This is a genomic window from Pseudomonas sp. B21128 (genome assembly GCF_044218865.1).
Classification (GTDB): domain Bacteria; phylum Pseudomonadota; class Gammaproteobacteria; order Pseudomonadales; family Pseudomonadaceae; genus Aquipseudomonas; species Aquipseudomonas iridis.
Genome location: NZ_CP162590.1, coordinates 578,324 through 591,621 on the forward strand (window position 1 = coordinate 578,324; position 13,298 = coordinate 591,621).

11 protein-coding genes are annotated in these 13,298 nt (G+C 60.2%); 5 read left to right on the forward strand and 6 right to left on the reverse strand.

Features of this window, described 5'->3' with window-relative positions; genetic code table 11:
- Positions 1-186: 186 nt before the first annotated feature.
- The 3 genes from AB4P91_RS02560 to AB4P91_RS02570 all read right to left on the reverse strand — a co-directional run bounded on the left by AB4P91_RS02560 (position 187) and on the right by AB4P91_RS02570 (position 4,615).
- The gene (locus tag AB4P91_RS02560) at positions 187-1,320 is read right to left on the reverse strand and encodes an ABC transporter substrate-binding protein (protein WP_150596085.1); all 1,134 of its coding nucleotides are present in this window, start codon (positions 1,318-1,320) and stop codon (positions 187-189) included.
- 368 nt (positions 1,321-1,688) lie between these two features.
- Positions 1,689-2,972, reverse strand: a complete 1,284-nt coding sequence (locus AB4P91_RS02565; protein ID WP_395604265.1) for an NAD(P)/FAD-dependent oxidoreductase — start codon at positions 2,970-2,972, stop codon at positions 1,689-1,691.
- Positions 2,973-3,124: 152 nt separating this feature from the next.
- Complete coding sequence (locus AB4P91_RS02570) at positions 3,125-4,615, reverse strand: aldehyde dehydrogenase family protein (RefSeq protein ID WP_042557412.1); 1,491 nt, start codon at positions 4,613-4,615, stop codon at positions 3,125-3,127.
- 163 nt (positions 4,616-4,778) lie between these two features.
- Here AB4P91_RS02570 and AB4P91_RS02575 point away from each other — a divergent pair, with 163 nt between their 5' ends.
- The 3 genes from AB4P91_RS02575 to nadE all read left to right on the forward strand — a co-directional run bounded on the left by AB4P91_RS02575 (position 4,779) and on the right by nadE (position 7,947).
- Entirely contained in the window at positions 4,779-5,681 is a 903-nt protein-coding gene (locus AB4P91_RS02575; protein ID WP_150594057.1) for a LysR family transcriptional regulator, read from the forward strand.
- Between the two features lie 210 nt (positions 5,682-5,891).
- Positions 5,892-7,115, forward strand: a complete 1,224-nt coding sequence (gene pncB, locus AB4P91_RS02580) for a nicotinate phosphoribosyltransferase (protein ID WP_042557410.1) — start codon at positions 5,892-5,894, stop codon at positions 7,113-7,115.
- Between the two features lie 4 nt (positions 7,116-7,119).
- A complete protein-coding gene (gene nadE / locus AB4P91_RS02585) occupies positions 7,120-7,947 on the forward strand; it encodes an ammonia-dependent NAD(+) synthetase (RefSeq protein WP_395604266.1) in 828 nt (275 codons plus the stop codon).
- A 173-nt stretch (positions 7,948-8,120) separates the two neighbouring features.
- Here the strand turns inward: nadE and azu are convergent, their stop codons facing one another.
- A complete protein-coding gene (gene azu, locus AB4P91_RS02590) occupies positions 8,121-8,567 on the reverse strand; it encodes an azurin (RefSeq protein WP_042557408.1) in 447 nt (148 codons plus the stop codon).
- Between the two features lie 344 nt (positions 8,568-8,911).
- Here azu and AB4P91_RS02595 point away from each other — a divergent pair, with 344 nt between their 5' ends.
- Both AB4P91_RS02595 and AB4P91_RS02600 read left to right on the forward strand, forming a co-directional pair.
- Entirely contained in the window at positions 8,912-9,499 is a 588-nt protein-coding gene (locus AB4P91_RS02595) for a TIGR00730 family Rossman fold protein (RefSeq protein ID WP_047299503.1), read from the forward strand.
- A gap of 68 nt (positions 9,500-9,567) precedes the next feature.
- On the forward strand, positions 9,568-9,756 hold the full coding sequence (locus tag AB4P91_RS02600; RefSeq protein WP_042557406.1) for a hypothetical protein: 189 nt from the start codon (positions 9,568-9,570) through the stop codon (positions 9,754-9,756).
- A 133-nt stretch (positions 9,757-9,889) separates the two neighbouring features.
- Here AB4P91_RS02600 and AB4P91_RS02605 read toward each other — a convergent pair whose 3' ends face one another.
- Together AB4P91_RS02605 and AB4P91_RS02610 are read right to left on the reverse strand one after the other, a co-directional pair.
- Entirely contained in the window at positions 9,890-10,780 is an 891-nt protein-coding gene (locus tag AB4P91_RS02605) for a transglutaminase family protein (protein WP_150596080.1), read from the reverse strand.
- The gene (locus tag AB4P91_RS02610) at positions 10,780-13,266 is read right to left on the reverse strand and encodes a circularly permuted type 2 ATP-grasp protein (protein WP_150596079.1); all 2,487 of its coding nucleotides are present in this window, start codon (positions 13,264-13,266) and stop codon (positions 10,780-10,782) included. The genes AB4P91_RS02605 and AB4P91_RS02610 overlap by 1 nt, the downstream gene beginning before the upstream one ends.
- Positions 13,267-13,298 lie beyond the last annotated feature (32 nt).

Sequence of the window (13,298 nt, forward strand, 5' to 3'; positions counted from 1 at the left end):
GAAAAATACAGAATTACGTCGGAGCAATGTCAGCCACGATCAGAAAGACCCACCCCAGCCCCTTGTGGGAGCGAGCTTGCTCGCGAAAGCGGCGTATCAGTTACCGTTTGTGGCGACTGACACCCCGTATTCGCGAGCAAGCTCGCTCCCACAGGGGATCTGTGGATCATCTGATCGCGTCAGCCCTTACTTCTGTTTTTCCAGCTGGTGATATTTGCCGTCCTTGTCCCACTGGTAAACCACGTAGTCGGAGACTTTCAGGTCGCCCTTGGTGTCCCAGGCTTTCTCGCCCATGACGGTTTTCACCGGGTTTTTCTTCAGCCACTCGGCGGCTTTTTCACCGTTGTTGGATTTGGCGCCATTGAAAGCGGCGGCCAGGGTCTGAACCGAAGCGTAGGCATACAGGGTGTAGCCTTCAGGCTCGGTGCCAGCCTTGCGGAAGGCATCCACCACAGCCTTGCTGTCCGGCAGCATGCGTGGGTCGGCGCCGAAGGTCATCAGCACGCCATCGACGAATTGCGGGCCGCCAGCGGTGGTCACCAGTTCGTCGGTAACGATGCCGTCATCGGACATGAACTTGACGTCTTTGAGGCCTTGCTCACGCAGTTGACGAACCAGTGGGCCGGCTTCCGGGTGCAAACCACCGAAGTAGACAACGTCGGCGCCAGCGCCGCGGATTTTGGTGACGATGGTGCTGAAGTCTTTTTCACCACGGGTCAGGCCTTCGTACAACACCGGCTTCACGCCACGCTTCTCAAGCTGTGCCTTGGTAGCATCCGCCAGGCCCTGACCGTAGGTGTCTTTGTCGTGCAGCACGACGACTTTCTTGCCCTTGAGCACGTCGACGATGTAGTCGCCGGCAACAATACCTTGCTGGTCGTCACGGCCGCACATACGGAACATGGCGCTCAGACCGCGCTCGGTCACTTGCGGGTTGGTGGAACCCGGAGTGATCGCGATGATGCCCGCTTCGTCATAGATTTCCGACGCTGGAATGGTCGAAGAGGAGCAGAAGTGACCGACCACGCCGGCGACTTTCTGGTTAGTGAGGTCCTTGGCGACCGTCACGGCCTGCTTCGGCTCGCAGGCGTCATCGCCCTTGACCAGTACGATTTTTTCCCCGTTGACGCCGCCTGCTGCGTTGACCGCATCAGCCGCTGCCTGTGCCCCCTTCATGTACTGCTCGCCAAATGCCGCGTTGGCGCCAGTCATGGGTCCCGCTACACCGATTTTCACATCAGCTTGAGCAAACGCAGAAACACCCAACGCAGTAGCCACTGCGAGGGCCAGAAAGCCTTTCTTGTAAAACGTCTGGGACATGAGGTGGTGCTCCAAGGTTTTTTTTAGTTGGCACTGCGACTTCACTTCTCCTGATGCTCAGAGCAAGGGCCGTGCCATCGGTTTTTTATTCTTCAAAAAGTCGCTGCTTTCTTGTTATTTCGACTGTTTCGTTCCCATTTTCATTGGGCGTGCAACCGTCTAAACCGCGGAAGGTGAAACCATTTATTTTTTCAGGCGCAACCCGCTTGCGCCATCATTGCAACCGCGGCACCAATCGACGTGCAACCAGCCTGTAACAGCCCGCGTCACCGAACTGCACACTGCTGGTGCGGGACTGCTACAACCCGCACCATTACAGGCTAGTCGCTAAGCGAAAAAGCGCCGCTTCACGCAACATATTTCAACACTCAAATGACGATGCGCAGGCACTGGCCCGCGTGATACAGCGAGAACCCGGCCTCGTACAAGCAACTGCGCAAGCCCACGCCTGCCAGCGGCTGCATCGGTGCAAAGGGAATCGGCAGGGCCTGAGGATTGCCATCACACAGGTAATCGGCGAAGGCCTTGCCGACCACGGTGCCGGTCGTCACGCCACGGCCGTTATAACCGGTGACGGCAACCAGACCCGGCGCCGGTTCGAACAGGCGCATCAAGTGATCGGGTGTGAACGCAATACGCCCTGTCCAGGTGCATTCCCATTCGACAGGTTTCAGATTGGGGAAGTAATGCTGTTGCACCCGATCGGCCCAGGCCTTGAGAAACCAGGTCGGTTTCTGATTACCGTTGCCGAGACTGCCGAGCAACAACCGCCCTTCTTTGTCGCGGCGAATGCTGCTCAACACTTGCCGCGTATCCCACGACCCCTGCCCGCCCGGCAGAATGTCCTGCGCGGCCTCTTCGGTCAGTGGCACCGAGGCGACCTGATAGTAGTAACCGGGGAAGAAGTTGCGTTTGAGTTCGGTCCAGTCGCCTTCGGTGTAGGCGTTGGAGGCGATCACCACTTGCTCGGCCAGCACCGAACCGTGCTCGGTCTGCACCGACCATTGTTGCCCAACCCGTTCAAGTCGAGTGACCGGAGAATGATCAAACATCTGCCCACCGAGGCTGATCACGGCATTCGCCAGACCGGTGACATAGGCCATCGGATTGAGCGTGCCGGCCCGACGATCAAGCAGGGCGGCGGCGATTTTCTGGGTACCGGTGGCTTGTTCACAGGCCTTGCCGGTCAGTAATTCGACCGGTGCGCCGCGGCGTTTCCATTGTTGCTCACGACTGCGCAGATCCGCCTCGCCCTTGGCGTTGTGCGCCATGTGCAGCGTGCCTTCGCGGCGTAACTGGCAATCGATGTTGTACTTATCCACAAGGCTGAACACCAGTGAAGGCGCTGCCCCGAGCATGCGGTTGAGCTGGCTGCCGACCGCCTCGCCGAAACCGGCTTCGATCTCGTCCGGCGGGATCCACATACCGGCGTTGACCAGCCCGACATTGCGCCCGGAGCCGCCGTGACCGGCGCGATGAGCTTCCAGCACGCAGACGGTTTTGCCTTTTTCCAACAGATGCAGGGCCGCCGACAACCCGGTGAACCCGGCGCCGATCACGCAGACATCCACCTTGACCTCACCCTTGAGCGCCATGTTATCGGGCCTCAGTGGCGTGAGCTTTTCCCACAGACACTCTTCGCGTAACGGCATTGCCAGACTCCAACAGAAACCTGCCAAACACACTGCTGATCCTGTGGGAGCGAGCCTGCTCGCGAAAGCGGCGTTTCAGCCAACATTGATGTCGACTGACTCATGGTCTTCGCGAGCAGGCTCGCTCCCACAGGGAAAGAGCCGCCCTGATATCAGTCGAACGTAATGCCCTGCGCCAGCGGCAACTCCAGCGAATAGTTCACGGTGTTGGTCTGGCGGCGCATGTACCCGCGCCAGGCATCGGAACCCGACTCACGACCGCCACCGGTCTCCTTCTCGCCACCAAACGCGCCGCCGATTTCCGCGCCGCTCGGGCCGATATTGACGTTGGCGATGCCACAGTCGCTGCCGACCGCCGACATGAACCGTTCAGCCTCGCGCACATCCGTAGTGAAAATGCACGATGACAGACCTTGCGGCACAGCGTTGTTCAGGCGCAGCGCTTCCTCGAAATCGCTATAGCCGACCACGTACAGGATCGGCGCGAAGGTCTCGCTGCAGACCACGTCGCTCTGCTCCGGCATTTCAACAATCGCTGGCGAGACGTAGTAAGCGTTGGGGAATTGGTCCTGCAATTGACGCTTGCCGCCGAACACCCGGCCGCCCTCGCTCAACGCCTGCTCCAGCGCATCCTGCATGTTTTCGAAGCTGTGTTTATCGATCAGCGGGCCGATCAGATTGCCTTCCAGCGGGTGGCCGATACGTACTTTCGCGTACGCCGCCTTGAGGCGAGTGACGATTTCTTCCTTCACCGACTCATGGGCAATCAAGCGACGCAGCGTGGTGCAACGCTGGCCGGCAGTGCCGACCGCGCTGAACAGGATTGCGCGCACGGCCATGTCGAGGTCGGCACTCGGACCGAGGATCATCGCGTTGTTGCCGCCCAGTTCGAGAATGCTGCGCGCGAAACGCGCGGCGACTTTCGGCGCCACTTCGCGGCCCATGCGGGTGCTGCCGGTTGCACTGATCAGCGCCACTCGCGGGTCATCGACCAGCGCCTCACCGGCGTCACGGCCACCGATGATCACTTGGCAGAGACTCGCCGGAGCATCGCTGAAATTCTTCACCACGCGGTCAAACAGCGCCTGACAGGCCAGCGCCGTCAGCGGGGTTTTCTCCGAGGGTTTCCACACCACCGGGTTGCCGCAGACCAGCGCCAGCGTGGTGTTCCACGCCCACACCGCAACCGGGAAGTTAAAGGCGCTGATGACGCCGACCACGCCCAGTGGATGCCAGGTTTCACGCATGTGGTGGCCCGGACGCTCGGAGGCGATGGTCAAGCCGTACAGTTGGCGGGACAGACCGACGGCGAAGTCGCAGATGTCGATCATCTCCTGCACTTCACCCAAGCCTTCCTGAGTGATCTTGCCCGCCTCCCACGAGACCAACTCGCCGAGATCGGCTTTGTACTCGCGCAACACTTCGCCGAATTGGCGCACCAGTTCGCCGCGGCGCGGGGCCGGCACCTTGCGCCACGCTTCGAATGCATGATCTGCACGACTGATGTGCTGCTCGACTTCGGCCGGGCCTTCCCAGTTGACGGCGGCAATGCGGCTGCCGTCGATCGGCGAATGCACCGGCACTTTGCCGTTCTGATAAAGGGCCGGGTTCACACCAAGACGATCAAGCAATGCGGCAACCATGGGTCACTCCTCAAGCAAAAAACTGAATGTGTGCGGTCGGTTTTTCACGACCGGGCAGGCCTTTAGTTGTAGCGTCAGTACGGCGAGGCAACAAACGACCTTTACGCGAGATATCATTCCGTTTATTCATGCTGCGCATAGAAAGACAAGAAAAGGATCGGCCATGCTGAACAAACGCCACTTGCCTTCGATCACCGCATTGCAGTGCTTCGAGGCCGTGACCCGGCACCTGAGTTTCACCCGGGCCGCCGAGGAACTGAACCTCACCCAAAGCGCCGTCAGCAAACAGGTCGCGCAGCTGGAGGAATTGTTGCAGCACTTGTTGTTCCGCCGGATACGTCGGCGTTTGCAGATGACTCCGGCTGGGGATTTGTACCTGGTGGAAGTCAGAAAAATCCTCACGCAGGTAGAGATGTCGACCCATTACCTGCGTTCCTACGGCGGTGAAACCGAAGTCCTGCGCGTCTCCACGCCTTCGACCTTCGGCGCCCGCTGGCTGGTACCCCGCCTGAAAGGCTGGCGCTTGCGCCATCCGTCGATCCATCTGGACCTGTGCAACGAGCAGGAGGCCGACGATTTGCTGCAAGGGCGCAGCGATCTGGCGTTCTATTTCGGCCAAGGCTCACGCCCGGGGACTGAATGCCTGAAGCTGTTCGGCGAAGAGCTTGTGCCGGTGTGCGCGCCCGGCAGCCTGCCCGACCAGCCTTTCACCGATCCGACGCAACTCACCGATCTGGTGCTGCTGCAGAATGCCTCGCGCCCACAGGCCTGGCACGACTGGTTCGACAGTCAGGGTCATCAGACCGAACACAGCTACCACGGCCCGCGTTTTGAAACCTTTTACATGTGCATCCGCGCCGCACAGGTCGGCTGCGGTGTAGCGCTGCTGCCACGGTTTCTGGTGGAAGAGGAATTGGCCGACGGCAAACTGGTCATTCCCTGGCAGCATGCACTGCCCAGCACCGACGCCTACTACCTGGCCTACCCGGAACATTCTGCGGAAGTGCCCAAGGTGAGGGATTTTGTGAAGTGGATGCTGGAGCAGATCGACAGTCCCATTGCCTGATCATATTCAAACTGTGGGAGCGAGCCTGCTCGCGAAAAGGCCGTCGCATTCAATATCAATGTCGATCGCCATGACGCTTTCGCGAGCAGGCTCGCTCCCACAGAGATTGATGTTGTCTAAAAAAGCGCTGGCAATCCCCACCGCTGATATGCGCCACTAGCGCCATTGTTCGAGACCGCGCCACGGCGCGGCGCACCTGGAGACCCCGTTATGAGCGAGAGTGTGTTTGCCGATCGCATCGTGCAGAACCTGCTCGACACCGACTTCTACAAGCTGACGATGATGCAGGCGGTGCTGCACAACTACCCCAACGTCGAAGTCGAATGGGAGTTTCGTTGCCGTAACAGTGAGGACTTGCGTCCGTATCTGGCCGAGATCCGCTTTCAGATCGAGCGTCTGGCCGAACTCAGCCTGAGCGCCGATCAACTGAGCTTTCTGGAGCGCATCAGCTTTCTGAAACCGGACTTCCTGCGCTTCCTCGGCCTGTTCCGCTTCAATCTGCGCTACTTGCACACCGGTATCGAAAACGGCGAACTGTTTATCCGCCTGCGCGGGCCGTGGCTGCATGTGATCCTCTACGAAGTACCGCTGCTGGCCATCGTCAGCGAAGTGCGCAACCGTTATCGCTATCGCGAGACCGTGCTCGAACAGGCGCGTGAACAGCTCTATCGCAAGTTCGATTGGCTCACCGCCAATGCTTCGGCCGATGAACTATCGCAATTGCAGGTCGCCGATTTCGGTACCCGTCGGCGGTTTTCCTACCGGGTGCAGGAAGAAGTGGTGAACGTGCTCAAGCACGATTTCCCCGGCCGATTCGTCGGCACCAGCAATGTGCACCTGTCTCGTGAACTGGACATGAAACCGCTGGGCACCATGGCCCACGAGTGGATCATGGCGCACCAGCAACTCGGGCCAAGGCTGATCGACAGCCAGATTGCCGCCCTCGATTGCTGGGTCCGCGAGTACCGGGGGTTGCTGGGGATCGCCCTCACCGACTGCATCACCACCGATGCGTTCCTCGGCGATTTCGACTTGTTCTTTGCCAAGCTTTTCGACGGGTTGCGCCACGATTCCGGGGACCCTGTAGCCTGGGGCGAAAAATGCATCGCTCACTATCACAAGCTCGGCATCGACCCGATGAGCAAGACGCTGGTGTTCTCCGACAGCCTGACCTTGCCCCGGTCGCTGGAGATATTCCGCGCACTGCACGAGCGGATCAACGTGAGCTTTGGCATCGGCACCAACCTGACCTGTGACATTCCGGGTGTCGAACCGATGAGCATCGTGCTTAAAATGACCGCCTGCAACGGCCAACCGGTGGCGAAGATCTCCGACGAGCCAGGCAAGACCCACTGCAAAGATCCGAATTTTGTCGCCTATTTGCGACACGTTTTCCAGGTTCCTGCCGATTCCAGTCTATCTAGCAAGGAGTGAATTCATGCAAGCCGTACAGCGTGAGATTGCTGAACAGCTCAAGGTGCAACCGCCGTTCGCCGACCACCAGGCCCTGCAAGCCGAAGTCGCCCGGCGCATTACCTTCATTCAGGACTGCCTGGTCAATTCCGGGCTCAAGGCGCTGGTGCTGGGCATAAGCGGCGGCGTCGACTCGCTGGCCGCCGGGCTGCTGGCCCAGCGCGCGATGCGTGAATTGCGCGAGCGTAGCGGCGACAATGCGTACAAATTCATCGCCGTACGCCTGCCGTATGAAACACAGTTCGACGAGCACGACGCTCAGGCTTCGGTGGATTTCATCAATCCGGACGAACGCCACACCGTCAACATCGGCCCGGCGGTGAAAGCGCTGGCCAGTGAAGTCGCGGCGTTCGAAGGCAAGCAAGTGGCGTCAGTGGATTTCGTGCTCGGTAACACCAAGGCGCGGATGCGCATGGTGGCGCAGTACACGATTGCTGGCGCGGCGGGTGGTCTGGTGATCGGTACCGACCATGCAGCGGAAGCGGTGATGGGGTTTTTCACCAAGTTCGGCGACGGCGCCTGTGACCTCGCCCCACTCAGCGGTCTGGTGAAAAACCAGGTACGGGCGATTGCCCGCAGCTTCGGCGCGCCGGAGTCGCTGGTCGAGAAAGTCCCGACGGCGGACCTCGAAGACCTGTCGCCGGGCAAACCGGACGAAGCGTCCCATGGCGTGACCTACACCGAGATCGACGCGTTCCTGCACGGTGAGCCGCTGCGTGAAGAGGCGTTCAAGATCATTGTTGATACGTACAACAAGACCCATCACAAACGCGTGATGCCGTTCGCGCCGTAAACCGTGAACGAATGAAAAAGCCCGCTGGGGAGTGATCCTCAGCGGGCTTTTCTTTGGCCAGATTATCTGTCGATGCACCAGGCCCTTTCGCGAGCAGGCTCGCTCCCACAGTTGAACGAGGTCGAATGTGGGAGCGAGCCTGCCCGCGAATAACGATGACGCGGTGAACCTGATTACTTCAGGGTCACAGTGCCTTTCATCATCGAGATGTGGCCAGGGAACGAGCAGAAGAAGCCGTATTTTTCACTGGCATTGAGCTTCGATACATCGAAGGTCACCGAGTCGGTTTCCTTGGCGCCGATGATTTTGGTGTGAGCGATGACGCGTGCATCACCGTCCTTCAGGTAGTTCTTGTCGATACCGGCAGCCAGGCCATCGGTGGCGATCGGCTGCATGTCAGCTTCTTTGCTGATCACCAGGTTATGGCCCATGACGTTCTTCGGCAGGCTGCCGGAGTGGGTCAGTTCGATGGTGAAGGTCTTGCAGCTCTTGTCGATTTCGATGGCCTTGGTGTTGAAGGACATCTGGTCGGTGGAGTCAACGGTGGTTTTGCACTCGGCAGCCATCAATTGGCTGCTGGCCAACGCCAGCAGGGATACCGCAACAACTTTGGAAAACATGGTGAATCTCCAAGGCAGGGTTAACAAAAACACTAATGGTTGAAAGACTGCCTGAAATCTTCGCAAGTTCCTATGACTTGAGTCAAAAATTGTATACAACTTTCAAGCTATGACACTCATCGACACAATCTAACGGCCAGATCACCCGGCTGAGTCCATGATCGGCGCATCTCAGTGAAACGGAGCGTCTGTCATGATCTTTAACGGCCTGGTGTGCAGCTTGCTCGCCGCCTATGCTTGTGGCGCCAGCGGTACCTTTGAATCGCCGGAGCGCGAACGCTAAACCTTGGATCGAGGCGTGCCAGCCAGTACCCTGTGCGACTGATTCGATACCGGAGAAAGGCATGTCTCTCACGTCCGTTTGCGTATTTTGCGGTGCCAACGCCGGCACTGACCCAGCTTACACCGAAGCCGCCGTGGCCCTTGGTCGCGCATTGGCCGAGCGCAAGTTGACGTTGGTCTATGGCGGTGGCGCCGTCGGTTTGATGGGCATCGTTGCCGATGCCGCACTGGCCGCCGGTGGCGAGGTGATCGGCATCATCCCGCAGAGCCTGATGGACAAGGAAATCGGTCACAAAGGCCTGACGCGTCTGGAAGTGGTCGACGGCATGCACGCCCGCAAGGCGCGGATGGCCGAACTCAGCGATGCGTTTATCGCGCTGCCCGGTGGCCTCGGCACCCTGGAAGAACTGTTCGAAGTCTGGACCTGGGGCCAGCTCGGCTACCACGGCAAGCCGCTAGGCCTGCTGGAAGTGAAGGGGTTCTACAGCAAACTGACTGCTTTTCTCGACCATATCGTCGGCGAAGGCTTCGTTCGCGAGCCACACCGTGACATGCTGCAGGTGAGCGAATCGCCGCAAACGCTGCTCCACGCCCTGGATAACTGGAAGCCGACCGTCACGCCAAAGTGGGTCGACCAAAAACCCGGCTAACCGCCGGGCACCGATACAGGGCAGAATACGCGCCGCTCAACCTCACCTTCGACCCTAGAGGATCGCCCATGGCCAAACCCAATTACTCCTTCGCCAAACGTCAACGAGACCTGGAAAAGGAAAAGAAGAAAGAGGAAAAGCTTCAGCGCAAGAAACAAGTAGCTGAAGAAGCGGCACTGAACCCTGACGGTGAAGTGGCGACGGATGATGATGTTGATGCAACCGAAGCACCGAAAGATCAGGCGCCCGACGCCTGAGCCCCACCGGGTTTGATGATTGAAATCAGACCCCGCGGATCCGTGAAGGGGCTGGCGGTATGACCGCCGGCCCTCACAGTTCTCCCCGCCACATCCGAACACCCCACGAGAACCCGCTCCCACAGGGATTGTGTTACTCGACTGGCATCACCGTGACCCGCACTTCCGGATCATGGCTCCCCCCGCCCAGAATCACCCCGCGCAACGGCGACACATCAGAAAAATCCCGTCCCCACGCCAAAGTGATGTGCTCCAGCGCCGGCTGCACATTGTTGGTCGGATCGAAATCCACCCAGCCCAGCACCGGGCAAAACACCGATACCCAGGCATGCGACGCATCGGCGCCGATCAATCGTGGCTGCCCCGGTGGCGGCCGAGTCAACAGATAGCCGCTGATATAACGCGCCGCCAGGCCTCTTGAGCGCAAGCAGGCCAGCATCAGATGCGCGAAGTCCTGACAGACCCCACGACGGCGCTCAAGCACTTCCACGAGCGGCGTCGCCACCTGGGTGGCTTCGGCATCAAAGGTGAACTCGCTGAAAATCTTCTGCATCAGGGCCTGGACACCCAACAGTAACGGCTGCCCGGGTGGAAAACAGCTTTGCGAGAACTCGACGAAACTGCGTTTCAAATGCACGTACGGTGACTGGAAACGATAACGGCTAGCCTCAAGCAGATCGCAGGGTAGCGGCCGGCTGCTGTAGGTCAGGGCATTGCGCGTCAGCTCCCACGCCGGAGACTGGTTGAAATCGAGTAAAGGTCGCGCCAGCACTTCAACGGTGAGCCGGGCGTTGACCTGCAACTCATCGTGCGGTCGCTCGAACGCCAGCCGCGTCAACGGATTGCCGAACACATCCAGCTCATCGCGACGGGCCGATGGTTGCGGGCTGATCAGCAATTGTCGTTGCGTGCAGCGCTGCCAACTGCACTCGCGCGGCCACAGGTGCGCCAATTGTTGGGCCAAGGAAACCGGGCTGTCGTAGTGATAACAGGTGTCGTGAAAGATCTGGTAATGCGCGCTCATCAGACGGACACCGTGCGCTGGCTGACATCATCGACATGGGCGAAATGGCGCAGGGCCAGTCGATCCGAGACTTGGCCGCTGGCTTCGGCGATTTCTTGCAGCAGATCCGCCAGACCATCGAGCGCCGAGCGCACGCTGGATGCTCCGAACAATGGATTCTCCAGGCAGCCCAGATCAAATCGTGCCAGGCGTTCGACCAGTTGCGGCAGTCCGGCCTCCCGTGGCACGCCGAAATCATCGTTCAGGCGTTTCAACGTGCGGGTCACCAGTTTCAGCTGGAACAACACCGCATGCGGGTTCTGTTCATCGAGCAGCAACAGGTCGAGCACCGGAATCAACTGCGCCACCGCCAGATAGCGTGAGCGGTAAGTGATGCTGCTGTTGCCCAATTCCAGCAACCACTCGAGCCCGGCCTGATCGAACGCACCGGCGCCACGCAGGAACCCCGCCAGACTGCTGCTGAGAAATTGCAGGCGCTCGATGCGCCGACCGATCATCAGGAAGCGCCAGCCTTCGTCACGGGTCATGTCGTCCAGGGCAAACCCTGACAGTGCCGCCAGCGACATCACCAGACGGTTGAGAAAATCCAGCAACTCGCCAAAATCCGGCTCGTCGGTCTCCAGCTCCAACGCTTCACGCTGCAACTCGACCAGCGCCTGCCAGTTTTCCCTGGAGAGCTTGCCGCGCACCTGGGAGGCCGCCCACTGCAAGCGTTGCAGGTTGGAGCGCAGGCTGAACGACCAGTCTTCGCCGAGCAGCGCGGCCAGCAAACGCTCCGGCAGCTCACCTTCGTCCGGCAACAGCGACAGTCGCTCGCCAAGCTCGACCGCGGCTTGCAGCGCTTGCGGGTCGTCGCCGTCGACATACCGCGCGAGCATGATGCGCAGCAGCCGCGCACTGTCGTCGCAGCGCTCGCAGTAACGACCGAACCAGAACAGGTTTTCCACCACCCGCGACGGCAGATAAGGATCGCGCCTGACCAGATCGTGCACGCCGACGTTGCGCTGGGTCTTCCACTGTTCGCCGCTCGGCGGACGATCGCCCAGCACCCAGGTGTCCTTGCTCGCCCCGCCGCGCTGCATCGACACCACTTCGGCGTCAGCCTCGGCCGCCACTCGGGTCAACCCACCCGGCAGCACTCGATAGCCATCACCGCTGGCCGCGGCGTACACACGCATACCGATCGCACGGGGTTGCAACTGGCCGTCTTCGGCTTGCCAGATTGGCGCCTGGGAAAGCTGAGCCAACTCTTGCGCAACATAGGCGTAAGGGCGCGCCTGCATGCGCTCCGCGAGGGATTGGCGCTGCTTTTCACTCAGATCGCGGCCGAATACCGGCGCGAAGCTTTGTGAAGGAAAGGCCGGTTTGATCAATAGTTCAGGCAGCTTTTCCAGCGCCTGAGCCAACACCGGCGCCTCACCACACCACCAGGTTGCGATGGAGGGCAGGATCAAGTCTTCGCCGAACAGGAATTGGTTGATCCTCGGCAGAAAACCCAGCAACCCCGGCGACTCCAACACGCCGCTGCCCAGCGCGTTGGCGACCAGCACCCGCCCCTGCCGCACCGCTTCAAGCAGACCGGGAACGCCGAGCGCCGAGTCCGTGCGCAGCTCCAGTGGATCGCAGAAGTCGTCGTCGAGCCGCCGCATGATCGCGTGCACGCGGCGCAGGCCGCTGAGGGTTTTCAGGTAGACCGTGGCATCACGCACCGTCAGATCGCCGCCCTCCACCAATGGATAACCGAGCTGACGCGCCAGATAGAGGTGTTCGAAGTAGCTTTCGTTAAACCGCCCCGGCGTCAGCAACACCACCAGCGGCGCTTCGTCATCAGTGGGCGCCTGTCGAGCCAGTGTTTCCTGCAACGTGCGAAAGAAGCCGGCCAGATGCTGCACCTTCAGATCACGGTACAACTCGGGGAAGGCGCGGGACACGATGGTGCGGTTTTCCAAGGCGTACCCGGCACCCGAGGGTGCCTGCGTGCGATCTGCCGTCACCCACCAGCGCCCGTCCGGCGTGCGCGCCAGATCCACGGCGTACAGATGCAGAAAAGCACTGGCCGGCGGCACAATGCCCTGACACGGCCACAGAAAATTGTTGTGACCAAAGACCAGTTCCGCCGGCAGCAAGCCTTCGCTGATCAAGCGCTGCGGCCCATACAAATCGGCCAGCACGGCATTGAGCAGTCGTGCTCGCTGGGCGATCCCGGCCGACAATTGCTGCCACTCATCCGCCGCAATCACATGCGGCAGCAAATCCAGTTCCCACGGCCGATCCGCGCCTTTGGGATCGGCATAGACGTTATAAGTGACGCCGTTTTCCTGAATCTGCCGCGCCAGCAACGCCTGACGCTGCACCAGTTGCGCCGGGGTGCTGCGTTGCAGTTGGTCGAACAGCCGCTGCCAATGCGGGCGCACCGCACCGCTGGCATCCAGCAGTTCATGATAAGTGCCCGCCGTCAGCGGGTAGCGGTCTAGCAGGTCAGGCATGGAAAGCTCGGCAGACAGCAGGGAAAGATCAG